Source organism: Polaromonas sp. P1_F1 (assembly GCF_056405795.1).
The window spans coordinates 381,258-405,196 of sequence record NZ_JBFUBJ010000004.1; the positions used below are offsets into that span (position 1 = coordinate 381,258).

Consider the following 23,939-nt stretch of genomic DNA (forward strand, 5'->3'; position numbering starts at 1 on the left):
GCGATCCGGGTTTTGTGTGGGTGTTGAGGCCCGGCCCTGAAGCCAGGCAAAGGTCACGTTGCAGGTCACGCCCTGGAAGGCGTGCTGGAGGGCGCCGCTGCGGCGCGCAGTTGCTGGACCACGACTTCGCGCTTGCTGGCCAGGTGGCCCAGCAGCACCTTGCGCATGGCGGCGGTGTCGCGCGCAGCCAGTGCGTCAATCATCAGCTCGTGTTCATTCACGGCTGACTTCCATTTTTCTTCGTCCTGGTTGGAGCGAAAGCGCAGCGCCTGCAGGCGCGCGTTGACCTGCCGGTAGGTGGTGGTGAGCACCGGGTTCTTCGCGGCCGCGTTGATGGCGCTGTGAATGGCGGAGTTGAGCCGGTAGTAGTTGGGCAGGTCGCGGCGTGTGTAGGCGGCCAGCATTTCAAAGTGCATGGCCTTGATTTCGGCCAGCTCGTCGTCGGTGATGCGCTGCGCGGCCAGTTCGCCCGATTGCGCCTCCAGTCCGGCCATGACCTCGAAGGTATTCAGCACGTCGGCTTCGGTGAGTTCCACCGCTATCGCACCGCGGTTGGGCAAGAGCTCGACCAGGCCCTCTGCGGCCAGCATCTTGATGGCCTCGCGCAGCGGCGTGCGCGAGACATTCAAAACTTCGCTGAGTTCGCGTTCATTGAGCTTGGCGCCCGGCTGGATGCGGTTTTCAACCAGCATCTGGCGCAGGCGGTGCGCCACCTGTTCGTGAAGGGCAGCGCGGGGGATGGGAATGATTTCGGCAGCCATGAGCAAATTTTGTATGCAAAAAACAGGGGTGTCAAATCAATTTGTAACCCTTTGCTCTATTGACAAATGAATTTTGTATGCAAAAAATAGCGTCCTACTTCTGGAGTTTTCCGCCATGTTGACGCTTGACTTTCACCCCACCGGACGTCATTTTCTACAAATTCCCGGCCCTTCGCCGGTGCCTGACCGCGTCCTGCGGGCCATGAGCCTGCCCACCATCGACCACCGCGGCCCTGAATTCGCGGCGCTGGGCCTCAAGGTGCTGGCCGACATCAAGAAGATCTTCCAGACCCAACAACCTGTCATCATTTACCCGGCCTCTGGTACCGGCGCCTGGGAAGCCGCGCTTTCCAACACGCTGAACGCGGGTGACCATGTGCTGATGTACGAAACCGGCCACTTTGCTGCGCTGTGGCAAAAGCTGGCCGCGCGCCTGGGCCTCAAAACCGAAGTCATCGGCTACCCCGGCGCCGACGTCTGGCGCCACGGCGTGCAGGCCCATCTGATTGAAGAGCGCCTGAAGGCCGACACCCAGCACAGCATCAAGGCCGTCTGCGTGGTGCACAACGAAACTTCCACCGGCGTGACCAGCAACATTGCCGCCGTGCGCAAGGCGATTGACGCCGCCAGGCATCCGGCCCTGCTGTTGGTCGACACCATTTCGGGCCTGGCCTCGGCCGACTACCGCCACGACGAGTGGGGCGTCGACGTCAGCATCAGCGGCTCGCAAAAAGGCCTGATGCTGCCGCCCGGCATCAGCTTTAACGCCGTGTCGGCCAAAGCCATCGAAGCCAGCAAAAAGGCCACGCTTCCCAAAGCCTTCTGGGCCTGGGACGAAATCATCGAAATGAACAAGACCGGTTACTGGCCGTCCACCCCCAACACCAACCTGCTGTACGCCCTCAGCGAAGCCTGCGACATGCTGCTGGAGCACGGCCTGGAAACCGTGTTTGCGCGCCACCAGCGCTGGGCTGTCGGCGTGCGCGCCGCGGTCAAGGCCTGGGGCCTGCAAATCCAGTGCGCCGACGCGGCCGTGTATTCGCCGGTGCTCACCGGCGTGATGACACCGGAGGGCATCGATGCCGACGCGGTGCGCAAGATCATTTACGAACGCTTTGACTGCTCGCTGGGCACCGGCCTGGGCAAGGTCAAAGGCAAGATGTTCCGCATCGGCCACCTGGGCGACTGCAACGACCTCACGCTGATGGCGGCGCTGAGCGGCTGTGAAATGGGCCTCAAACTTGCGGGCGTCAAGCTCGCGGGCTCGGGCGTGCAGGCCGCCATGGATCATTTCTCCAGCCACGCGGCTGTGGTGCCGCAGCGCAAGGCAGCCTGATCACCCGCTGCGCACGAGCGCAGGGGTGTTACGTCAAACGGTCATCAAAATTCCATAAATTACTGAATCAAAAAGGGAAACCATGCAACGCAGAACCTTTATCAGCGCGACGGCGGCCACAGCCGCCATGGTGGCGTCACCCATGCTCCGGGCGCAAACGCTGCCCAGCGGGCCGGTGCGCATTGTGGTGGGTTTCCCGCCTGGCGGTGGCACCGACGCGCTGGCGCGCGTGGTGGGCCAGAAGCTGTCCACCATGTGGAACACCTCGGTCATCATTGAAAACAAGGGTGGCGCCGCCGGCGTGATTGCGGCCGATTACGTGGCCAAGCAGGCCGGTGACGGCAACACCTTGCTGATGGCCCACATCAACAGCCACGCGCTGGCACCGGCGCTCGGCATCAAGCTCGGCTACGACGCAGACCGCGACTTCGTGCCCATCAGCATGGTCGGCGTCACGCCTAACATGCTCATCTGCAATGCCGACCAGCCCGCCAAAACCGTGAAGGACCTGGTGGCCTTGTGCAAGGCCAAGCCCGGCCAGATCAGCTTTGCTTCCGCGGGCGGTGGTTCGGCCCAGCACTTTGCACTGGAAATGTTCAAGCTCCAGGCCAAGATTTTTGCGCTGCACATTCCCTACCGTGGCTCAGGCCCGGCGCTGGTCGATCTGATCGGCGGGCAGGTCAACTACTGCTTTGAAACCATGACCTCGGCCACGCCGCATGTCAAAAGCGGCAAGGCCATCGCGCTGGCGCAAACGCGTCTCAAGCGCGCCAAAGGCCATCCCAATGTGCCCACCATGGCCGAGTCCGGTTTCCCGGGCTTCGAAGCCACCGTGTGGTACGGCCTCATGGGCCCTTCCAAAATGCCGCGGGCCATGGTTCAGCGCATGAATGAAGACGTCAACAAGGTGCTGGCCATGCCGGACGTGCAGGAAAAGATGGACCAGTACGGCGCCGAAGACGGCGGCGGCAGCACCGAAAAATTTGCGGCCTTCATCAAGATGGAGCAAAAGAAGTGGGCGCAGGTGGCCCAGCAGGCCAAGGTCAGGGTCGACGCCTGACATACACCGCGCACCGGAAGCACAAGCCGGCCTTGGGCCGGCTTTTTTATTGACACCAATTTTTTCACAAGAGGGTAGGGATTCGTTTCATGAAAGTTGTTAATTTTCCAAAGGGCGGCAGTTTGCTGGCCGCTCTTTTTCTGGGCCTGGCCTGCTCGGCCGCTTCGGCCGACATCGTGCTCGGCCACTCGGGTGACCTCTCTGGCAACAGCGCCGCACTGACGACCGACTATGTGCGCGGCATGAACGCCTACTTTGACGACATCAACAAAAAAGGCGGCGTTCGCGGCGAGAAAATCAAACTCGTCAGCCTGGACGACGGCTTCAACCCCGACAAGACGGCCGAGAACACCAAGGCCCTGATCGAAACCCAAAACGCCGTGGCGCTGGTGGGCTATCGCGGCACGGCCAACATGCTGAAGATCGTGCCCCTGGTGCAGGCGGCCGGCATTGCGGAGATCGGCAACACCAGCGGCGCAAAGTCGCTGCGCGACCCGTATGTGTCCAACCTGTTCCATGTGCGCGCAAGCACCACCGACGAGATCGAAGCGGCGGTCAACCACGCGTGGACCATCGGCATCAAAAAAATCGGCGTGATGTACCAGGATGACGCTTTCGGCAAGGAAGGCCTGGAAGCCCTGAACGCCGCCATGCAAAAGCGCGGCGCAACGGCTGCTGCCGTGGCCCCGGTGCCGCGCGGCACGGTAGACGTAGCCAAGGCCGCCGAGGTGATTGCCGCGGCGCAGCCGCAGGCCGTGATCCTGATCGGGCAGGCCAAGCCCAATGCGGCGTTCATCCAGGCTTTTCGCGCCAAGGGCGTGACCGCCCAGTTCATGGTGCTCAGTGTGTCGTCCGGCCTGCATGCCGAACTCAAAGATGCGGCAGCCGGCGTGATTGCCTCGCAGGTCGTGCCTTACCCGTTTACCGAACTGGGCAATGCCGTCGTGCGTGAATACCAGACCATCATCTCGGCCAACGGCGACAAGAAGTTCAGCTACAACAGCATGGAAGGTTTCCTGAACGCCAAGCTGGTGGTGCGCGCGCTGCAAAAAACGCCGGCGCCGGTTACGCGCGCCAAACTCATCAGCACGCTGGAAACATTTACCAATGAAGACCTGGGCGGCTTTGCGTTGACTTACAGCAAGCAAAGCAATCTGGGTTCGCGCTTCGTGAATCTGACGATGATTCGCGCCGACGGCACCTTCGCCCGCTAAGCGCTTCTTTACGCCGCCGGCGGCGGCGCTTGCGTTTGACCCCGCGCTATTAAATCAGTAGCTGCTGGCGCTTAAGCGGCAAAGGCTGAGAGGCCATTTTCTTGCAGCATTTTCGAGGCTGCAGAGGCCACAGCAGCGGCGCGCCTCAATTGCGCAGCTTGCCGTCGCGCGTCACCATGCCCAGCTCCACGTACTTGCTGCCGTGGTTCTGGCCTGGTGAATAGGACACGACGAAGCCGCCGGTGTCATAACTGCCCATCGCGCTCATCGCAGCCAGCAGGGCTTTGGCATCGCCTGGCTTTTTGCTGCGGCGCATGGCTTCGGTCAGCACCTTTGCGCCAATACAAGCTTCCAGATGGGCGCTGTTCATGGCCTGCTTGACGCCGGCGTCCTGCAGCGCCTTGGCGCATTCCTTGACCACCGGCAACGGGGATGCGGCATTGGGCACGACCTGAGAGATGGACACTCCGGCGCCGGCTTCGCCAGCTGCGTCGATGTATTGCTGCGCGCCCACAAAAGACAGGCTGGACATCGGAATGAATTTGCCCTGTGCTACCACCTGCTTGCTGATGTCAGCCGCGGCGCCGGACAGCACGGTGTTGATGAGGACGTCGGGCTTGAGCGCGAGCAGCTGCGCGACCTGGGCCTCACTCACCTTGGCATTGCGCTGCAGGGAGAAAGCCTCGGGTTTCTTGCCCTGTTTGGCCAGATAGGCAACCACCACGGCCAGATTCTGCTTGCCGACCTCGTCGTCGTAATGCACCACCACCACCTGCTTGAGGCCCAGGCCCGTCCAGAAGGACAGCATTTTTTCAAGCTCGTCGCCGTAGGATGCGCGCAGCGTGTACACCACCGGGCTGGGCTTGCGCACCGGGTTGGCACCGGAAAACGGTGCAAAAAACAGCACACCGGCTTTTTCCGCCTGGGGCATGGCGTCCAGGCTCAGCGTGGCCGACGCATAACCAAACAGGGCCACCGCGTCATTTTCGGCCAGCAGTTTCGTGGTGTTGGCGCCGGCCAGCTTGCGGTCGTTTTTATCGTCGAGCGTCACCAGCTGGATTGGCAGGCCGGCCACCCCGCCTTTGGCGTTGACTGACTTGAAGTAGGCCTGAGCGCCGTCCTGAATGTCGCGTCCGAAACTGGCGTTGCTGCCACTCAGGGGGGCGGACTGGCCGATGACCCAGGCTTTTTGCGCGTGGCTGGCACCCGCAAAAAATACGAGATACAGGCTCAGGGCGCGAAGAACGGTACGTGAAGCCGAAATGTTAAACATGACTCATCCATCAAAAAAATCTGGCTGAGCCAGCGGGAGCTTTCAATGATAGGTTGCCCGAAGAGGAAAAATCCCCCAAGTTCGCACGCTTCGCGAGATGGATACCCACCATGCGCGACGGGGCGGCACTGCGGCGTTGACCGTGCGCAACACAGGGCAACTTCCCGTAAGCTGCAAGTACTACACCCCTGTTCGGACGGGGCTTCTTTTTCAACCCGGGCCGACACGCTGCATGGTGACGCGCGACGGCAAGCTGCGCAATTGAGGCGCGCCGCTACTGTAGCCTCTGCAGGCTCGCCAGCAGCTACTGATTTCATAGCGTGGGGTCAAACGCAAGCGCGGCTGCCTGTGGCCTACGCAGGCACCGGCGTCTTTGGCTTGAAGTCGCACCACGGCGCCACCGCGCACTGCCAGCACTGGGGCTTGCGCGCAATGCACACATAGCGCCCGTGCAATATCAGCCAGTGGTGCGCGTCCACCAGGTATTCGGCGGGCACGCGCTTGAGCAGGCCCAGCTCGACTTCCAGCGGGTTCTTGCCGGGCGCCAGGCCCGTGCGGTTGCTCACACGAAAGATGTGCGTGTCCACCGCCATCGTCGCCTCGCCAAATGCCGAGTTCAGCACCACGTTGGCTGTCTTGCGGCCTACGCCGGGCAGGGCCTGCAGTGCCTCGCGGCTGCGCGGCACTTTGCCGCCATGCTGCTCCACCAGAATCTGGCACGCCGCCAGCAGGTTTTTGGCCTTGGTGCGGTACAGCCCGATGGTGCGGATGTAAGACTCCAGGCGCTCCAGCCCCAGGTCGATGATGGCCTGCGGCGTGTTGGCCACCGGAAAAAGCTTGCGCGTCGCCTTGTTCACGCCCACGTCGGTCGCTTGCGCACTCAGCAGCACGGCGGCCAGCAGCTCAAACACGCTGGTGTATTCCAGCTCGGTCACCGGCATTGGGTTGGCCGCCTTCAGCGTGGCAAAGAATGGGGCGATGTCTTCTTTTTTCATGCCTCGCAGTGTATCGGCGTGCGCAGGCCGGCGCGCTAAGACCCGTCGGCGTAGCTAGATGCCGACAAACAAAAACGGGGACGCAGGGAAGCGGGGAAGCAGGGAAATGGGGCAGGGCGCTCAGGCCGCCATGCGCGGCACGTCCCATACCGAGCTGGACGGCGCACCGGCCCGATCCAGCTGGTCGCGCATCGTCTGCCATATGGCGCTGCAGTTGTCGGGCGTGGCAACGCCCCCGACGACATACTCCAGCTGCGCCGCCTGTGCCATGTCCTGCATGCGCTGGTGGGTCGTGGTGTCGCGGGCAACCCCCACCAGCACCGGCTTCGCAGGCAGGCCGTCGCAAGCGGCGATCATGCGGGCCATCAGCGCGTCGTCAAATTTGGCCGAGCCGCAAAAAAGCATCACAAAATGCGGCCACTCCGGAAGGAAAGCCCGGCGCAGCCCGTGCGTGAGGCCGTTGCGCGCCACGGCAATCAGCCGGCATGGGTAGCCGCCTTCCATGAAGTCGACATACTCGCTGCTGCCGTCAAAGTCTGTCTCGCCGGCAAAGCGCCGTTTGGCGACCACCCCGCCGGTTTTTTGGGCCAGCCAGCCCACCATGTCGAAAGCCTCGGTGCCGCTGGCCGAGCAGATGCCCATGCGGTGAAAGGCTTCGGGGTCTGCCAGTGCCTGCGCCTGGGCAAGTTGCATGGGTGCCGACAGGCGGCGAAGCACCGAGGAGGGCGAATACTGTTTGCCCTTTTCAAGTTGCTCCCGCAGTGCCATGACCCGGCGGCCGAAATAAACCGCCGACTCGGTGGCCTGCGACATCGCCATGGACCACGGTGTCGGCAAAAGCCGCCGCCCCTTACTGGTGTGCAGGGTATGGGGTGAATGGTGGCGCGGGTCGTGTTGCACAACATGCTGCAGCAAGTCCCGCACGGCCGCCGAAGGCCCTTCGACCCAATGCACAAACCAGCCGCTTTGGTAATGCAGCACGACGTGCAGGCCGAGGGGCGTGTTGTGGCGCAGCGACTCCGTGCGGATGTTTTCCATCTGCGCGAAGATGCCTTCCCGCATGTTGCACATGCTCGCCGTCACCACGCGTTCAACCTCCGTCTCCCCTGGAGCGGCGACATATGGCGCTACGTTGGGCGCCGTGTCCGGCGCTGCGTTGTTGGTCATGAATGCATCCTGCCCCACAACCGAAACGCACGTCAATCCTTTGGCATTGAAACCAAATGTGAACGAGACAGAAGTAGCAGTCCGGAGAGCCATGGTCCTACACAGGGAACACCAATGGGTACGTGGTGACGCAGTTACCATGCAAGCCTTCCCGGCAACAGGCCGCGACATCCATGCCTGCTACGGGTGACTACTGTTGCCCGCAAACCATGAACTCACCTAGCATCACCCGCATGATCCCCATGAAACTTCACACACCTTTGCGTATTCTGGTTGCCGCGTTCACGGCAGTATTGCTGGCCAGTTGTGCCGCAGCGCCCGGTTCTACCGCGCTATCGCAAGCCGCTGCACCGCGTCCCAAACTCGTTGTCTTCCTGGTAGTAGACGGGCTGCCGCAGCGCCAGGTGCTGGACTACCGCGACCAGCTCGCGCCCGATGGCCTGGCACGCTTCCTTGACCGCGGCGCCTGGTTCGCCAACGCGCATTACGGCCATGCCTTTACCGTCACCGCGGCCGGCCACGCCACCATGCTCACAGGCGCTTATCCGCATCGCACCGGCATCATCGGCAACGACTGGCGCGACCCCATCACCGCAGAGCCGGTGTACTGCACGGGTGACACCACGGCCACTTACATCGGCCACCAGACCAACGCGCTCGACGGCACCAGCCCGAAGAACCTCAAGGCGGAAACGGTGGGTGACGTGCTGCGGCGGGTAGACAGCCGCTCTAAAGTGATCGGCATCTCCGGCAAAGACCGCGGCGCCATTCTGCCCGCCGGCAAAACCGGCACGGCCTATATGTACATGGGCGCCACAGGGCAGTTTGCATCCAGCACGCATTACATGGCCGCGCACCCGGGCTGGGTCAATGCCTTTAACGGCCAGAAGCTGGCCGACCGCTATTTCAAGACTGAATGGAAAGCCGTGCTGCCTGAGGCCGCCTATGCGCGCTCGGTGCCCGACCAGCAAAAATGGTTTGGCCCCGCCGGTGGCGGTTTGCCTGCCATGTACGGAGCGCCCGACGACACGGCGCCCGGCCCGCGGTTTTACAGCTCGTTGCTGCGTGGTCCTTTTGTCGATGCCATGTCGCTGGAGTTTGCCCGCGCGGCCATTGCCGGCGAGCAGCTGGGGCAGGACGACATTCCCGACATTCTGTCGGTCAGCCTGTCGGGCCACGACTACGTGAACCACGCTTTCAGCGCCGAGTCGCGCCTGTCGCACGACCACCTGCTGCAACTCGACCGCATGCTGCAGGCCTTCTTCCAGGACCTGGACGCCCGCGTCGGCAAAGACAACTACCTCGTCATGCTGACGGCCGATCACGGCTTCATGCCGTCACCTGACTACCTCGCCAGCCAGGGCCGTGAGGCCGGTCGCGTCAACAGCAGCCAGGTGCTGTGGCGTGTCAACACCGGCCTGGAAAAACGGTTTGGCGAAGGCAAATGGACGGCGGGGTTCTCCGGCTCCAGCTTGCTGTTCGACAAAAAACTCATCGCGCAAAAGCAGGCAGACCCGAATGCCCTGGCAGAAGAAGCCCGCACCCTGCTGCTGGCAGAGCCCGGCTTTGCCGCGGCCTATACCCGCCGCGAACTGGCAAGCGCAAGCCGTGCCGGTGCGCCATTTTTCGACCAGATCCGAAAATCCTGGCACGCCGATGTATCGGGCGACGTGCAGTATTCACTCAAGCCCGGCTGGATGTTCGGCAACACGGTCGCCACCCACGGTTCCCCGCATCCGTATGACACGCAAGTGCCCATCCTGATGTACGGCCCCGCCTGGATAAAGCCCGGCCGCGTCGATGCACGTGTAGAAGTGGTGGACATCGCGCCCACGCTGTCACGCCTGCTGCGCATTGCGCCGCCTTCCGCGGCCGAAGGCAAGCTGTTGCCTCTACAGGGGCTATAGCGCCTTGACCGGTACACACAGCCAGCAGCTGAAGTTTCCCGTTTTCGGGTCCATTACAAAGTCTTCTTCATACAACTCCAGCGCCGGTTTATTGTCCGGCTGGTAGCCGCTTTGCGGCAGCCACTCGGCAAACATGTGCGTCCAGGCTTCGTGCACCTCGTTGCCCGGCTTGCCGGTGAAGCGGCCGCAGGCGTAGCGCCCGCCGCCAAAGTTTTGCACGCCTGTCTCGCCTTGCGGTTTGAAGGCCTCGTTCACTTCAATGCAGGCGTCGTAGCGGCACTTGTCGGCGGGCGTGATCTCGGGGTTGTCCTGGCTGATGCCGTACATCCTGGGGCGCGGGTTCATGTGGCCGTGCTGGCCGCACCAGGCGACAAAGCGTTGCCATAGCTGCGCCACCTGGTCGCCATAAGGGCCGGTATTGCGCATGTAAGCCAGGCGCATGGCAGGAATGGTCTTCAGTTCAATGTGCATGTTCAAGCCTCTTTCAGATAAAACCGGCCCCACGGGCCAGAGGGTTCTATCTTTAAACAGCGCCATGATGGAGTCTTGATTCGGCTTGTGATGGGCTTGATGATTCTTGCCATGTTCAAGCACGTGGCGCGTTGCCCACTCACGCCAGTCGCCACGCCGCCAGGCCGTGGGCGTTGTGCCGAAGTGGGCGCGAAAGGCCCGGCTGAAGACCTCGGCCGACGCAAAGCCTGTGTCAAGCGCCACCTGCAGCGCGGTCTGCTGCGTAAATATCAGGCGCTGCGCCGCCGACTCCAGCCGCAGGCGGCGCACACAGTCGGCCAGGGTTTCGCCCGTGACCGCCTGGAACACGCGGTGAAAGTGCCAGGGTGAAAAGTGCGCCACATCGGCCAGCGTTTGCAGGTCCAGCGTGCCGTCCAGGTTGGCACTGACGTGGTCTACCACCCGGTTGATGCGGGCGATGTAGGTATGCTGGTGCGGGTTGGGCGCGAGCTCTTGCGTCTGGGTCAAAGGCATGCCGGCAAGTCTAGCGCCAGCGGCCCCGTGTTGCTGTGGCTAGCCCGCTTTGCGTATCGTGCCCTGCGCTGCTGCGCACAAGATGCGCTCCTTCCCGCGTAGCACAAAAATATCGCATCGGCACACCGCCTGCGTCTTGCCGCTGCCTACCACCGTGGCCACGGCCAGCAGGCGCTCGGCATCTTTGGCCGGGCGCAGGTAGTTGATCTTGAACTCTGACGTGACAGAGTCGCCCAGCACCGAGCCCCCCGCAAACGTGAGCGCGTTGTCTGCCAAGTAAGACAACACACCGCCATGCACAAAGCCGTGCTGCTGCAAGAGGCCAGGCACCACAGGCACCGACAGCTCCGCGCCGCCGGGCGCAAAGGCATCCAGCTGCGCGTTCAGCATCGCGCTGAAGGGCTGTTGCCCCAGCACCTGACGGCCCCAGGCCAGCAAGTCAGCGGGCATGCTGGCTGCGCGAAAACGGCGGGGTCAACCGCCTGCCGCCCGACACCAGCCAGCGCAGCAGGCGTATGTAGGCCGGCCAGGGCACCTGCCGTGGCTCATTGCCCAGCGAGAGCTGCGCCTGCGACAGCACGTCTTCCACGCAGACGTCGTGCAGGGGGCCAATCACCAGCGGCCACAAGAGCAGGCCAGTGCCGCGTGTGTTCATCTCAATGCGGTGCTCCAGCACGCAATGCGCGGGCGTGGCCTCAAGCACCTCAAAACCGTGCCAGCCGTCAAAGCCCGCCGGTGCGGTCAGGCGAAACCGCACCGACTGGCCCGGCGTATAGGCTTCCACCACATAGCGGATAGGCCCATGCCCACCGATGGCGCCCACGGCCAGCGGCCTGTCGAACTTCAGGCGCGGCCATGCCTTTCCGGGCCACAGCGTATCGGCCGATGAGCCCAGCGCATCGATCAGCGCGCCTACCTGCTGCGGGCTGGCATGCAGCAAACGTTGATGAACATTGACAACTTTCATGCAGGTACTCCTTGTTGAAGTCGGGAAGGTGTTTCAGGGGGCTACGGCCATCCAGGCGGCGTGTTCCAGTGCGGCCCGCACTTTGGGTGTGACGGCCGGGGTGGGCTGGCTGACCCAGCCCTGCGTAAGCGACATCGCCGGTGAAAACATCAGCGCCATCCACAGGTGAAAAGGCATGGCCCGCATCTCGCCGGCCTCCACCTGCTGCGCTACCCAAGCCTTCAGCGTGGCAAAGGCCTGCTCATTGGCCGCGTCGATCTCGGCGCCGCCTGCCATGTCACCGCCGCGCCGCAGCGTGTGCAGCAGCCGTGCCTGGTCGGGGTGTTGCAGCACCCACTGGATGTACGCGCGCATCAGGCCCTTGACGCCGGCCTGGGCCGAGGCCTTGCCGCTGATGGGCTGCATTAGCGCCGCATGGAAATCGCGCAGCGTGTGCGCATACAGCGCATCGGCCAGCTGTGCCTTGGTGGGAAAGTGGTGGTACAGGCTGCCGTTGCTCACGCCCGCCTCCTGGCGAACCATGTCCATCGAGGCCGCCGTGAAGCCGTGTTCGAGAAACACCTTGGTGGCGGCGTCCAGCAGGCGCTCCCGGGTGGAGAGGGTGGCAGCGGCAGGGGGTGTGGCAGAACTCATGACTAGAGTATTACTCTAGATTGATGCTCTGTCAACTTCCCTGCGACCGCAGGGCAACCGGCAGGCCAGGCCGCAGGAAACCTGCGCGCAAATTGGCGACAATACAAAACAGAAAGCGAGACCCCCATGCCACTGCAATTTGCCGACCGCCTCAACAACGTTGAAACCTCCGCCATCCGCGAACTCTTTAAATTGCTGGGCAAGCCCGGCATCGTCAGCTTTGCCGGCGGTTTTCCGGACCCCGCCATGTTCGACGTGGCCGGCATCCAGGAGGCCAGCAACAAGGCCCTGAACGAAGAACCCGGCGGCACGCTGCAATACGGCGCCACCGAAGGCTACGGCCCGCTGCGCGAACAGCTCAGCGCCTTCATGGCCACCAAGGGCGCCAAAGACGTCGCCCCCGAAAACCTCATCGTCACCACCGGCAGCCAGCAGGCGCTTGATTTGCTGGGCAAAACCATGATCTCCCCCGGCGACAAGGTCATCGTTGAAGGCCCCACCTTCCTCGCCACCATCCAGTGTTTTCGCCTGTACGGCGCAGAACTCATCAGCGCACCGATTGATGCCAACGGCGTCAAAACCGACGAGCTCGAACAACTCATCGCCCAGCACAAGCCCAAGTTCGTCTACCTGATTCCCACCTTCGGCAATCCCAGCGGCGCGCTGCTCAGCCTGGAGCGCCGCAAGAAAGTGCTCGAGATGGCCGTCAAATACCAGACGCTGATCGTCGAAGACGACCCCTACGGCGACCTCTACTTTGGCGAGGCACCACCACCCTCGCTGCTGGCGCTGAGCGCCGGCGTGCCTGGCAGCCCCGAGCTGCTGGCGCACTGCGGCTCACTCAGCAAGGTGCTGAGCCCCGGCCTGCGCGTGGGCTGGATGATCGCCCCCGCCGAGCTGCTGGCGAAAGCCACCATGTGCAAGCAGTTCAGCGACGCCCACACCAGCACCTTCGCCCAGGCCACCGCTGCCCAATACCTCAAGGCCGGCCGCATGCCCGCTACGCTGACGCATGTGCGCAAGGTGTATGGCGAACGCGCCAACGCCATGGGCGCGGCGCTCAAGCGCGAGCTCGGTGACGCGATTGAATTCACCCAGCCGCAAGGCGGCTTGTTCTTCTGGGCACGCCTGACGGGCGCGGGCGGCAAAAGCAAAGACGCCGGCGAGTTCGCCAAAAAAGCGATTGAACAGCTCGTGGCCTTTGTGCCCGGCGCGCCGTTCTACGCCAGCAACCCGGACCTGGCCACGCTGCGGCTGAGCTTTGCCACGGCGGATGTGGCGAAGATTGAAGAGGGTGTGGCGCGGCTGGGCAAGGCCTTGTGACCACCGGCGAATAGATGATCTGCCCGGGCAAGTTCACGCAAACACGTGACCACCGTTGAGCGGAATCACGGCTACGCAAACATTTATTTCAATCCCGTTCTTTTTTTCGAAAGCTTTTATGCGCCTCGTCCGCCTTGTCCTGCCCGTTTGCGTGGCCCTTTTTCTCGCCGCTTGCGGCGCCACTTCCGCTGTAAAACTTTCACCCAAACTGGCAGTGCAGGCGCCTGAGACCACCGGCTTCCGGTTTGTCGATGACCGTGCCGCTGAAACGCGTGTCTCCAGGGCTGTAGACAACAATGGCGGCTTCAACAACTATTTTGGTGACGACAACCTCTCGCCGGACGCACCCGCACTCATGAAGGCCTGGCTGCACAACAACCTGGCAGCCGAACTACAGGGAAGGAAGATCACCTTGAGCGAGTTTGTCGTCAACGTGTACGCTCCCCCTGTCACGTTGAACGAGGCCGGCCTTGCAGCGGCTGGCGGCGGCATATTCACGGCTTTGCTGATCAAGGGCATTGAAAGCTCAAGAAGCGAAAAAGTCGTGCACATCAGCATCCAGGGCATGGTCGATGCCGAGCCATTCTTCGCCATCGGCTCTGAGCGATTCCAGGGCCGGGTCTCAGATGACAATGTGCAGACCACACTGGTCGCCACGCTGGACAAGGTGGTGACCGACGTTCGCCGCGCGGCCGCCGTCAAATAGCAGTTGGAGGCCATGGGTTGAGCGAAGTGACCTGGATAGATTAGAAAAAAGAAAAGTGGGAGTTTATGAACGAAGACCAGCAGGACCCTTTGGCAAACCCCGGGCCACCAGGCGGCGGTATGAACGCAGACGCTTACCCCGCGCCACCCCAATTGCATTGGGCTTTGGTGCTGCTGTTTACGCTCCTCACGCTTGGGGTATTCATGATCGTCTGGATGTTCGTCCAGTCCACCTGGGTGCGAAAAATCAATCCGGCGTCGAATGCGACGACCCAATTCGTCATTTATGTCCCGCTGGCCATCTTTGCCCAGATACTGTTTGAAGGCTCAGACAACCTCAAGGGGGTTGGCTTTCTTTTGATGCTCGTGTCGTATGTGATTTTCTATTTCGGGGCTTATTCCATCCGAAGGTCCATGCTGAACCACTACAACAGCGTTGAACCCATGCAGCTTGAGCTTTCAGCGGCCATGACTTTCCTCTTCAGCACCTTCTATTTGCAGTACCACATGACCCGTATTGCGCAATGGAAAGCCGCTTCGAAGTTGGCCATATAGCAGCTGCCGGGCCTGTTTACCTTCATGACTCCTGCCGACGCGCACAGCGCTTCCCACGCCAGCATTTCTCCCGCCGTCCGGCGCTCCATCCTTCTTCTTTCCTTTGGTACTTTTGCCAGCATGATGGCCCAGCGCATTTGCGACGCCATGCTGCCCGAGCTGTCGCGCGTCTTTGCCGTCAGCCTGGCCCAGGCCGCGCAGGTCGTGTCGATATTTGCCATGACGTATGGCGCGTCGCAGCTGTTTTATGGCCCGCTCGGCGACAGGCTGGGCAAGTTTCGGGTGGTCACTTTTGCCACGCTGGGCTGCAGCGTTGGCAGCCTGCTGGCCGTGTTTGCGCACGGCCTTGATGCGCTGTTGTTTGCCCGCATGCTGATGGCGCTGGGCGCCGCGGCGCTGATTCCGCTGGGCATGGCCTGGGTGGGCGACAACGTGCCCGCCGACCAGCTGCAGGAAATGCTCACGCGCACCGGCCTGGGCAGCACACTGGGCATTGTGTGCGGCCAGCTGATTGGTGGCCTGCTGACCGATGCACTGGGCTGGCGCTGGTCTTTTGTTTTTATGACCGTGCTGTTTGCCGTGGTGGGCACGCTGATGTACCTTGACCTGCGCCGCCAGAATGCCGCGCAGCGCGCCGAGGGCAAAGACCTGGCTGCCGCACCCCGCCAGTCTTCCCTGCTACTTCGGTTTCGACAAACATTCGGCGCTGTCGTTGGAGGTCATACCGCTTTTCAAACAATGATGAATATTCTTTGTCTGGGTAGTACCAACTTCCTTCGTTGTTTTTTAAGTATGTCTTTTGGACCTCACGCGAGGCCGTGAGGTCCGCACTTTTGTCTGCGCAGCTTAAGTAAAGTTCTTCTCTCCATAGATCGGTCAGTTGTGTAGCCGATCTCACGCCGGATGATACGGAGCAACCCGCACCAAAGAGTAGGCTGTAGTTGGGGTTGTTGTCTGTTCGAGTTGCTATGAAACGGGCGAGGTCTTTCACCGTTCTTTTTTTATGGGCTGCGTCTTTAGAAAAGTCTGAATAGTCCATTCCCTCTCCGATCTTTAGTTGATTTTTTTCTAGTGAACCGCAACGTCTACTGCTACAAATACTGACGAGCATTAATCTTTTTTGCAATAACGATTTCCCTCGTCAAGTAACCTTTTAAGTTCCACTTCTCCTCCAATTGAAGGATGACCTTGCGCAAATCTACTTTGCTCGACGCGGGCTACCTGCTGCTGGAGACGCATGCGGTCGCAGCGGTTCCGCTGATGCTCGACTTTATAGAGCGTGCTCAACGGAAGAGGATAAAGCGTGACCTCATCTGGCGTTTGACGTGAGGAGTGTCCGCAGCAAGTCGTGCTGCGACGGTTATCCCAAACGTTTACGCTACGTGCAGCACGTACGCGGCATCAGCAATGAAACGAGGCAAAAGATATGACGCTCAAACGGATGGACAACGTCCTCATCGTGGTCGACGACCTTGAAGCCGTCAAGGCGTTCTTCATCGAACTGGGCCTAAAGCTTGAAGGCGAGACAACCGTCGAAGGGCCTTTGGTGGGCAGCCTGATCGGGCTCAAGGATGTGCGGGCTACCCTCGCGATGATGCGGACGCCCGATGGGCAGGGCATTGAGCTGGACAAGTTCCACACGCCCGACGCGATCCGGTTTGGGCCTGTGGATGCGCCGGTCAACACGCTGGGCTTTCGTCGCGTGATGTTCGCCGTTGATGACATCGATGCGCTCGTTGCGCATATGCGCGCCCATGGGGCCGAGATCATTGGCGAAATGCAGTACGGAGACACCTACCGGCTGGCCTACATCCGTGGGCCTGAGGGCATTATTGTTGCGCTTGCCGAGCAGGGCGGTGTTGACTGAAGTGCGCTAAGGCCTACCCCCCAGGCTTCGTGGCCTTCACGCCGTCTTCACCACCGTCACAAACTCCGTCCCGCTCTCAGGCAACCAAACCTCCCCAGGCCGGCCGAGGATCTGCCGCACGCTCGCCGCAGCACGCGGCATGGTGATCACCTCGAACTTCTCTGTCGCGGGGTCAAAGCGCAAGAGGGCGTTGCTGCTCCACTCTGAGGCCCAGACGATGTCTTTGTGGTCGACATACACGGCATAAATATGCGGCTCGGTGCCGGGTGCCTTCCATGCGCGCCAGCTGCTGGCGGCTGTACCCAGTGCGGGGTCGTGCATTGAGAGGTTGCCGCTGTTCCATTCTGATACCCAGATGCGGCCCCTGCTGTCTGACCAGACGCGGCGGGCGCCCTGGCGTGGGGTGGGTGGTTCGACGATGCGTGACTCGCCTGTCTTGCGGTCGAGCTGCGCGATGAATGAGCCGGCCAGCGAGCACCACCACACGTCGCCCTTGGGTGTGGCGCAGATGCCGTAGGGGCCGCGACCGCGGGGGGACTCTTTCACGGTGACGGTGCCGGCGCGCACCTCTACCTTGCCGACGTAGCCGCTTTGCCCGGTGAACCAGAGGTTGCCGTCGCCGTCGAAGGCGCAGGTGTTGAGGTTGGCATACGGTGTGCCGGCGGGCAGGGGGAAGACTTTCACTTCGCGCGAAGGCCAGGCCACGCGGGCAATCGCGTTTTGCCCGCCATCGGTCAGCCAGGCTGCGCCATCAGGCCCGGCAATCACGCCGTGGGGTGACGAGCCATTGCCCAAAGCCACCAGGTCTGATTTGCCGGTGCGTGGGTCAAACCAGCCGAGGTGGCCGCTGCGCTGGGCCGAGAACCACACGCCGCCGTCGGGTGCGGGTGCGATGTCGTGAATGCCGGTGAAGGTGCGGGCGTTGAGCGGCCACGATTGCAGGCGTACAGTCCCGGGTGTTTGCGCATGCGTGATACCCGGCAGGCCCAGGCCGGCGAGGCCCGCCAAGCCAGGCAATGCCGCCAGCGCGGTGCGCCGGTTGATCTGCGTTGGCTCACTCTGTATTGAGTCAGATGGCGGAGAGGGGTGAAGCGAAGACGAAGAAGAAAACTGATGAGCGGGCGTCTGCAATGCCATGGCAAATACCTCCTGCACATGATGGGCATGCGCTGAACACGGTGAAGGGGTGTGTCTCTGGCATTTTGGCGGCAATGCGCGCCGCCATCAAGCTCACTTGTCTGTACTCAACTCGTGCACGCGGTCTGCATTGGTGGTGCTGCGGGCGCCCTTGAGGTGCATCTCTACGTTGGTGGCCTTGTCGCCCACTGCGGCTACGGCTTCGCGCAGCTGTTCCTGTGTGATGTCCAGCTTCTTGAGCCACTCCGCAGTGGTGGCTTTGTCATTCAGGTTGATGCGCTCAGGCTGTTCGCCTGCATGCGATTGGGGTCTATCGGTATTAGCCATGGTGGTTCACTCCTTGCCTGCTAAGGTAAAAGACCACATTAGCGCGCCCGGGCCACCATGTTTGTAGGCCATTGCCGACTTGATGGGTTTCAGCCGGGGAAAGTCGGTGAATGGGCGCGCATTGGCGCCAAGTCGGGGGTATGGCCTACGCCCTGCGCTACCTATGTTCCCGCCGAACCGGGCTCCCGCCTTACTTGCCGGCCTGCGACACCAGCACGGGCTTTTCGCGGTAGACCTCGGGCATCACGGTCTTCAGGTTGGCAATCTTGGGCAGGTCAAACCTTGCGATGTAGGGCTGGTTCGGGTGCAGGGTGGCGTAGTCCTGGTGGTAGGCCTCGGCGGGGTAGAAGGCGGCCAGCGGCGTCAGCTGCGTGACGATCCTGTTCGGAAAGGCCTTGGCGGCGTCGAGCTGGGCGATGTAGCTTTCGGTGACCTTCTTTTGTTCGGCGTCTTTGTAGAACACGGCTGAGCGGTATTGCGTGCCGCTGTCGGGGCCCTGGCGGTTGAGTGTGGTGGGGTCGTGCGCCACAGAAAAGTAAATCTGCAGCAGCTTGCCGTAGCTGATTTTTTTCGGGTCGTAGGTGATTTGCACGGCCTCGGCGTGGCCGGTGCGGCCCGAGCCGATCTGCTCATAGGTGGCAGTGGCTTTGTCGCCGCCTGAATAGCCCGAGACGGCGTTGAGCACGCCGTCGGTGTGCTGAAACACGGCCTGCACGCCCCAGAAGCAGCCGCCGGCAAACACGGCGGTGGCGGTGCCCGCCTGCGCGGTGGCCGTGGCGTCAACCGTGGGGGCGGGCAGCTTCACGGCTTTTTCTTCCGCGGCGCGGGCGTTGGTGCCCATGCCACTGCCAATGAATGCCCACGCGGCCAATGCCACAGCGCCCAGGGTGAAAAGGTATTTGTTCATTTTTATGCTGCCTTGAAGTTAAGGGCCACGCCGTTCATGCAATAGCGCAGGCCAGTGGGTTTGGGGCCGTCGTCAAACACATGGCCGAGGTGGCCGCCGCAGCGGCGGCACAGCACTTCGGTGCGTTTCATGAAAAGGGTGGTGTCGGTTTCTTCGACCACGGCGTTGTTCATCGCCTGCCAGAAGCTGGGCCAGCCGGTGCCGCTGTCGAATTTGGTGGCGGATGAAAACAGCGGCAGGTCGCAACCGGCGCAGCTGAAAACGCCGGCGCGCTTTTCTTTATTCAGCGGGCTGGTGAAGGGCGTTTCAGTGCCGGCCTTGCGCAGCACGCGGTACTGGTCGGGCCGCAGCAGCTTTTGCCATTCGGCTTCAGTGCGGGTGACTTCATAAGCGCGCTCGGCCGCGTGGGCGGGTGCGGACGCCAGCAGCCCGCGCAGGCCGGCGGCCATGGCGGCGGAGAGGGCGCCCAGTTTGAGCAGGGAGTTTCTGCGGGTCATCATGCGTTGGCCTCTTTCGGTTGGTTGTTGTATGGCTTGCCGTGAACAGGCGGCATGAGGGTTGGTCGGCGTGGTGCGGCGTTTCTTACGGATGACGACGCCCCTGGTGCGAAAGATTGGATGACGCTGTGCCGGTTCAGTTCCGTGCGGCGAAATGGCGGGCAGGCTGAAATTGCTATCAATACAGTAGCTGCTCGCGCCCGTACCTATTGGGCTCAAGGCCGATTTGATGCATAAAAATGGCACTGTGGGCAACGAAATTGGCCCCAAAAGCGCCCGCAGGGCCCACAACGGCTGAAAACAGGCAAAAAAGAGGCAAAACAGACCCAAAATTCCACCAAAACTGCCCTGCAAGCCGCTATTAAAACAGTAGCTGCTCGCGCCCGTTCTAATTGGTCTTGAGGCCGATTTGGTACCTGAAAAAGCCCTCCTGCAAGCCGCCGAGGCGGCGTTTTCCCACGGCGTGCGTTTTCCGCAGCGCCGCAGTCCTACAGGCCCGTTTACGCCTCCCATTTAGACTTGCAGGCAATGATGAAACAGCTCCTGACCCAACTTCGCGACTTTGCGGCCACCATTCCTGACCGCTTGCGCCACCCCACCAAACGCGGCGTGCTGCTGACACTGGCGGCCATTCCGGTGCTGGTGCTGCTGTATGTGCTGATCCTGATTCCGTTCACGCCCAGCATCAACGACCTGCTGAAAGCCAAGACTGCCAAGCCCTCGGTGGTGATGTCGTCTGACGGCCAGGTGCTGGCGGTGTTCAAGCGGGCCAACCGCGACTGGGTGAAGCTCGAAGACATTTCGCCCAGCGTGGTCGATGCGCTGGTCGCCACAGAAGACCACCGCTTCTACGACCACCACGGCCTGGACATCAAGCGCACGGTGTCGGCCGTGCTGCACACGGCCGCCGGCAAGACGCAGGGCGGCTCCACCATCACGCAGCAGCTGGCGCGCAACCTCTACCCGGAAGAGATCGGCCGTTCGTTGTCGATCACGCGCAAGCTGAAGGAGGCCATCACGGCTTTCAAGATAGAGGCGGTTTATTCCAAGGACGAAATCCTGGAGAGCTACCTCAACACAGTGCCCTTTTTGTACAACGCCTACGGCATTGAAATGGCGGCGCGCACCTATTTCGACAAATCCGCCAACGAGCTGGACGTGCTGCAAAGCGCCACGCTGGTGGGCATGCTCAAGGGCACGGCCTACTACAACCCGGTGACCAACCCCGAGCGCGCCATGCAGCGCCGCAACACGGTGCTGGCGCAGATGGTCAAGCATGAGAAGCTGCCCGTAGCCCAGCTGGAGGCGCTGAAAAAGAAGCCGCTGCGCATCGACTTTGAGCGCCAGGACGAAGAACTGGGCTCGGCGCCGCACCTGGCGCAGCAGCTGCGCCGCTGGCTGATTGAATGGGCCGACCGCAACGACTACAACATTTATGCCGACGGCCTGGTGCTGCGCAGCACCATTGATTCACGCCTGCAGGACATGGCCAACAGGGCCCTGGCGGTGCAGGTAGACCGCTTGCAAAAGACGGTGGCCGGTGACTGGCGCTTTAACTCGGGCTGGAAGGCCAAGAGCGGCGCGCCGCGTGAATTGGCCCTTGCCTTCATACGCGACACCGCCGAATACAAGGCCCTGCGCACCAAGGGGCAGGCCGACGACCAGGCCACCAAGGCGCTGCTGGCGGACGCGGAGTTCATGCAAAACCTGAAAGACGACAAGACGCGATTGCAGGCGGGCTTCATGGCGCTGGACCCCACCAACGGGCAGGTCAGGGCATGGGTGGGCAGCCGTGACTTTGCGCGCGACCAGTTCGACCACGTGCAGCAGGCGCGCCGCCAGCCGGGCTCGACCTTCAAGCCCTTTGTGTACGGCGCGGCATTTGAAAACGGCGCCAGGCCGTCCGATGTGTACCTGGACGGCGAGGTGGAGATTCCGCTGGGCAACGGTGCCTTCTGGCGGCCGACCGACGGCGGCGGCCCCAGCGGCGAGATGATGACGCTGCGCCAGGGCCTGATGTTTTCCAAGAACACGATCACCGCGCAGGTCATGCACGCGGTGGGCCCGGCCAATGTGGCCAAACTGGCCAAGGCCATGGGCGTGCGCCAGAGCAGGCTCGAAGAAGTGCCCTCACTTGCGCTGGGCACCAGCCCTGTCACGCTGAGGGAAATGGTGGCGGCCTACGGCACGCTGGCCAACGACGGCCGTTATATAGAGCCCGTGCTCGTTACCCGGGTAGAAGACCGCAACGGCAAGGTGCTGGAAGCGTTTGAGCCCAAGCTGCCCGAAACCGTGATGCCGGCCACCGTGGCGCAGACGCTGCTGGACGTGATGCGCGGCGTGATCGACCAGGGCACGGGCGCTGCCATTCGCAGCCGTTACGGCATACAGGCCGACGTGGCCGGCAAGACCGGCACGACACAGGGCAACACCGACGGCTGGTTCATCATGATGCACCCGCAGCTGGTGGCCGGCGCGTGGGTGGGCTTTAACGACAACCGCGTGACCATGGCTGACAGCTATGGGCAGGGCGCCCGCAGCGCGCTGCCGATGGTAGGTGAGTTTTTTCAGGGCGCGATCAAGGCAAAAGTGGTGGACGTAGCCCTGCGCTTCCCCGCGCCGGAAGGCGCAGGCGTGACGGACCAGGAGCGGCAGCGCATTGAAGCGCTGCTCAATGGCGCCGAGCCGCCGCAGGAAAGCCAGCCAGGCCAGACCGGTGACGGCGGCATGCCCCAGCCTTTGGGGCAACAGAGCATGTCAGGCGCTGCGGGAGGGCCGGCCACCGAGGGCGGCCCGCCGCGCGTGTGGCAGCCGGCGCCGGTGATCAAGTACATCACCGTGAACGGGCCTGCCGCAGATGGCACGCCTGCGCCTAATACGTCTGGTGGTGCGCCGGGCCTGGTGCTGCCACCTGAGCAGCCGCGGCGTGTGCAGCCTGAAGGTACGGTGGAAAGCACCGCCGTGCCGGGCGTGGTGGTGGGTGCGCCCATCGCTCCGCGCTAGCGCTGTGCGCGGGGGCGAGAGATTGCTATTAAATATATAGCTGCTTGCGCCCGCACTGATTGGGCTTCAGGCCTTTTTCTCTTGAATTATTGCAAGGCAGCGCGCGACGTCAGCGTTTCGTTTTGCGCATCGGCTGCGTGCCCGTATTGACAAAGCTGGCATTGCCCAGCCCGGTGCCCACCGTCAGCACGGCCCAGCGCTTCACGCCCTGCATGAAGGGCAGCTCCGACAAGCCCTGCACCACCGCATCGTTGTGCAGCCGCACCTGGGTGGTCTGGCCGTCCTGGCGCGGCAGCAGTTCGCTGAGGTCATGCGCCAGGTTAAAGCGCGGGCTTTCCCAGTTACCGGGCAGGTTCTGCGCGCCGGCGGCGATGGAGCCGTCGTCGCAGATCATGCCGGGGCAGGCCACGCCGACAAACGGCGCCAGGGTGATGCCTTTTTTGTCGGCCAGACGCTTGAGCTTTTTCAGCATGGCGGCAATGCCGCTTACCAGGTGTTCGCGGCGGGTCACATCGTCGTCGCCGCGGTGGCCCCACTTTTCCAGGCCCGCCACGCGCACGTCCGACAGGTCGGGCGACTTGTTCAGGCGTGGCCGCACAATGCCGCAGCGCACGTTGGTGCCGCCAATGTCTACCGCCAGGAAGCCGCCGTATTGCGACAACAGCTCGGGCGGCGCCAGGTGCACCCAGCCGATCAGCCCGCCTTCGTCGGGGTGGTGGCGCAGCGTCATCAAATGCACGCGGGCATTTTGCTGGTAGAGCAGTTCGGCCGCGCGGTCGATGGCCAGCTCTCCCACCAGGCTTTGCTGGAAGCCGCCGCCCACCACGATGCGCTGCACGCCGTGCCATGAGGGGTGCGCCAGAAAACGCCGCACCACACGCACCAGCTGCCAGGCGTAGTCTTCCGATGCCGCGGAAATCACGGCGGCGGCCTTGCCGTCGCGTTGAAGGAGCAGGTCTAACCGCTTTTTGCTGATGGCCGGCGTGGGCTTGGTGCCCAGCACGTCTTCACCGCTGATGCGGCGAAACACCCGGCGCCATACGTCCAGCATTTCGCTGTAGGCGACGCGGCTGACGGTGTCGCCCAGAAAGCGCTCGCCGTCGTGCAGCGCCAGGCTGTAGCCGTTGATCGTCACGGCAGGCAGCTTCAGCTGACCATGCAAAAGGTCGTCGGGCAGGGAAGCGGAGGCTTTGCGTGGCATGGGTGCGTGTGCTGTGGTGGAAGGTTTCATGATGCGGGCACTGCGTGCCGCCGGCTATCAGCCAACGCGCCTGAACGCGTCAGCCAATGGCTGGTGTACGCGGCGATTTGCGCGCAAAAA

At 62.5% G+C, this 23,939-nt stretch carries 24 protein-coding genes; 11 read left to right on the forward strand and 13 right to left on the reverse strand.

Going from position 1 to position 23,939, the window contains the following annotated elements; translation table 11 throughout:
- Positions 1 to 65: 65 nt before the first annotated feature.
- Positions 66 to 761: a GntR family transcriptional regulator gene (locus tag AC1DZE_RS14060; RefSeq protein ID WP_477670981.1), complete on the reverse strand. Its 696-nt coding sequence runs from the start codon at positions 759 to 761 to the stop codon at positions 66 to 68.
- 115 nt (positions 762 to 876) lie between these two features.
- Here AC1DZE_RS14060 and AC1DZE_RS14065 point away from each other — a divergent pair, with 115 nt between their 5' ends.
- The 3 genes from AC1DZE_RS14065 to AC1DZE_RS14075 all read left to right on the forward strand — a co-directional run bounded on the left by AC1DZE_RS14065 (position 877) and on the right by AC1DZE_RS14075 (position 4,371).
- Positions 877 to 2,097, forward strand: coding sequence for a pyridoxal-phosphate-dependent aminotransferase family protein (locus tag AC1DZE_RS14065; protein WP_477670980.1), 1,221 nt, complete (start codon positions 877 to 879; stop codon positions 2,095 to 2,097).
- 82 nt (positions 2,098 to 2,179) lie between these two features.
- Complete coding sequence (locus tag AC1DZE_RS14070; protein ID WP_477649551.1) at positions 2,180 to 3,157, forward strand: Bug family tripartite tricarboxylate transporter substrate binding protein; 978 nt, start codon at positions 2,180 to 2,182, stop codon at positions 3,155 to 3,157.
- Positions 3,158 to 3,246: 89 nt separating this feature from the next.
- Positions 3,247 to 4,371, forward strand: coding sequence for an ABC transporter substrate-binding protein (locus AC1DZE_RS14075; RefSeq protein ID WP_477670978.1), 1,125 nt, complete (start codon positions 3,247 to 3,249; stop codon positions 4,369 to 4,371).
- Between the two features lie 145 nt (positions 4,372 to 4,516).
- Here the strand turns inward: AC1DZE_RS14075 and AC1DZE_RS14080 are convergent, their stop codons facing one another.
- The 3 genes from AC1DZE_RS14080 to AC1DZE_RS14090 all read right to left on the reverse strand — a co-directional run bounded on the left by AC1DZE_RS14080 (position 4,517) and on the right by AC1DZE_RS14090 (position 7,806).
- Complete coding sequence (locus AC1DZE_RS14080; protein ID WP_477670977.1) at positions 4,517 to 5,644, reverse strand: ABC transporter substrate-binding protein; 1,128 nt, start codon at positions 5,642 to 5,644, stop codon at positions 4,517 to 4,519.
- A gap of 353 nt (positions 5,645 to 5,997) precedes the next feature.
- Positions 5,998 to 6,639, reverse strand: a complete 642-nt coding sequence (nth, locus tag AC1DZE_RS14085; protein WP_477670976.1) for an endonuclease III — start codon at positions 6,637 to 6,639, stop codon at positions 5,998 to 6,000.
- Between the two features lie 120 nt (positions 6,640 to 6,759).
- Positions 6,760 to 7,806, reverse strand: coding sequence for a BLUF domain-containing protein (locus AC1DZE_RS14090; RefSeq protein WP_477670975.1), 1,047 nt, complete (start codon positions 7,804 to 7,806; stop codon positions 6,760 to 6,762).
- Positions 7,807 to 8,048: 242 nt separating this feature from the next.
- Between AC1DZE_RS14090 and AC1DZE_RS14095 the strand changes: the two genes are divergently transcribed.
- Positions 8,049 to 9,713 carry an alkaline phosphatase family protein gene (locus AC1DZE_RS14095; protein WP_477672956.1) on the forward strand — a complete coding sequence of 555 codons (1,665 nt, stop codon included), beginning with the start codon at positions 8,049 to 8,051 and terminating at the stop codon, positions 9,711 to 9,713.
- On the opposite strand, the gene AC1DZE_RS14100 is transcribed toward AC1DZE_RS14095, so the two are convergent.
- From AC1DZE_RS14100 to AC1DZE_RS14115, 4 genes are read right to left on the reverse strand one after another with little or no spacing between them, the layout of a single operon-like run.
- Positions 9,708 to 10,697: an AraC family transcriptional regulator gene (locus AC1DZE_RS14100; RefSeq protein WP_477672955.1), complete on the reverse strand. Its 990-nt coding sequence runs from the start codon at positions 10,695 to 10,697 to the stop codon at positions 9,708 to 9,710. The two genes, AC1DZE_RS14095 and AC1DZE_RS14100, sit on opposite strands and share 6 nt — an antisense overlap.
- Positions 10,698 to 10,736: 39 nt before the next feature.
- A complete protein-coding gene (locus AC1DZE_RS14105) occupies positions 10,737 to 11,147 on the reverse strand; it encodes a PaaI family thioesterase (protein ID WP_477670972.1) in 411 nt (136 codons plus the stop codon).
- Positions 11,137 to 11,664, reverse strand: a complete 528-nt coding sequence (locus AC1DZE_RS14110; protein WP_477700205.1) for an SRPBCC family protein — start codon at positions 11,662 to 11,664, stop codon at positions 11,137 to 11,139. The genes AC1DZE_RS14105 and AC1DZE_RS14110 overlap by 11 nt, the downstream gene beginning before the upstream one ends.
- A gap of 33 nt (positions 11,665 to 11,697) precedes the next feature.
- Positions 11,698 to 12,297 carry a TetR/AcrR family transcriptional regulator gene (locus AC1DZE_RS14115; RefSeq protein WP_477700206.1) on the reverse strand — a complete coding sequence of 200 codons (600 nt, stop codon included), beginning with the start codon at positions 12,295 to 12,297 and terminating at the stop codon, positions 11,698 to 11,700.
- Between the two features lie 132 nt (positions 12,298 to 12,429).
- On the opposite strand from AC1DZE_RS14115, the gene AC1DZE_RS14120 reads away from it, so the two are divergent.
- The 6 genes from AC1DZE_RS14120 (at position 12,430) to AC1DZE_RS14145 (ending at position 16,747) form a co-directional block, all read left to right on the forward strand.
- Entirely contained in the window at positions 12,430 to 13,620 is a 1,191-nt protein-coding gene (locus AC1DZE_RS14120; RefSeq protein WP_477700219.1) for an aminotransferase-like domain-containing protein, read from the forward strand.
- 118 nt (positions 13,621 to 13,738) lie between these two features.
- On the forward strand, positions 13,739 to 14,326 hold the full coding sequence (locus AC1DZE_RS14125) for a hypothetical protein (protein ID WP_477672952.1): 588 nt from the start codon (positions 13,739 to 13,741) through the stop codon (positions 14,324 to 14,326).
- A gap of 119 nt (positions 14,327 to 14,445) precedes the next feature.
- Entirely contained in the window at positions 14,446 to 14,880 is a 435-nt protein-coding gene (locus AC1DZE_RS14130; protein ID WP_477688978.1) for a hypothetical protein, read from the forward strand.
- Between the two features lie 24 nt (positions 14,881 to 14,904).
- Entirely contained in the window at positions 14,905 to 15,702 is a 798-nt protein-coding gene (locus tag AC1DZE_RS14135) for an MFS transporter (RefSeq protein WP_477700207.1), read from the forward strand.
- Between the two features lie 360 nt (positions 15,703 to 16,062).
- Positions 16,063 to 16,209: a hypothetical protein gene (locus tag AC1DZE_RS14140; protein WP_477673130.1), complete on the forward strand. Its 147-nt coding sequence runs from the start codon at positions 16,063 to 16,065 to the stop codon at positions 16,207 to 16,209.
- Positions 16,210 to 16,306: 97 nt separating this feature from the next.
- Positions 16,307 to 16,747, forward strand: coding sequence for a VOC family protein (locus AC1DZE_RS14145; protein WP_477673129.1), 441 nt, complete (start codon positions 16,307 to 16,309; stop codon positions 16,745 to 16,747).
- 36 nt (positions 16,748 to 16,783) lie between these two features.
- Here the strand turns inward: AC1DZE_RS14145 and AC1DZE_RS14150 are convergent, their stop codons facing one another.
- From AC1DZE_RS14150 to msrB, 4 genes are all read right to left on the reverse strand, one after another.
- On the reverse strand, positions 16,784 to 17,884 hold the full coding sequence (locus tag AC1DZE_RS14150; protein ID WP_477673128.1) for a Vgb family protein: 1,101 nt from the start codon (positions 17,882 to 17,884) through the stop codon (positions 16,784 to 16,786).
- A 93-nt stretch (positions 17,885 to 17,977) separates the two neighbouring features.
- Positions 17,978 to 18,211 (reverse strand): DUF3606 domain-containing protein, encoded by a 234-nt coding sequence (locus AC1DZE_RS14155; protein ID WP_477673127.1) that lies wholly within the window; start codon positions 18,209 to 18,211, stop codon positions 17,978 to 17,980.
- 190 nt (positions 18,212 to 18,401) lie between these two features.
- Positions 18,402 to 19,118 (reverse strand): peptide-methionine (S)-S-oxide reductase MsrA, encoded by a 717-nt coding sequence (msrA, locus tag AC1DZE_RS14160; protein ID WP_477673126.1) that lies wholly within the window; start codon positions 19,116 to 19,118, stop codon positions 18,402 to 18,404.
- A gap of 2 nt (positions 19,119 to 19,120) precedes the next feature.
- Positions 19,121 to 19,618 (reverse strand): peptide-methionine (R)-S-oxide reductase MsrB, encoded by a 498-nt coding sequence (gene msrB / locus AC1DZE_RS14165; RefSeq protein ID WP_477673125.1) that lies wholly within the window; start codon positions 19,616 to 19,618, stop codon positions 19,121 to 19,123.
- A 525-nt stretch (positions 19,619 to 20,143) separates the two neighbouring features.
- Here msrB and AC1DZE_RS14170 point away from each other — a divergent pair.
- Positions 20,144 to 22,618 carry a penicillin-binding protein 1A gene (locus AC1DZE_RS14170; protein ID WP_477700208.1) on the forward strand — a complete coding sequence of 825 codons (2,475 nt, stop codon included), beginning with the start codon at positions 20,144 to 20,146 and terminating at the stop codon, positions 22,616 to 22,618.
- Between the two features lie 109 nt (positions 22,619 to 22,727).
- On the opposite strand, the gene AC1DZE_RS14175 is transcribed toward AC1DZE_RS14170, so the two are convergent.
- Positions 22,728 to 23,849 (reverse strand): ROK family protein, encoded by a 1,122-nt coding sequence (locus tag AC1DZE_RS14175; protein WP_477673358.1) that lies wholly within the window; start codon positions 23,847 to 23,849, stop codon positions 22,728 to 22,730.
- Positions 23,850 to 23,939: the final 90 nt, after the last annotated feature.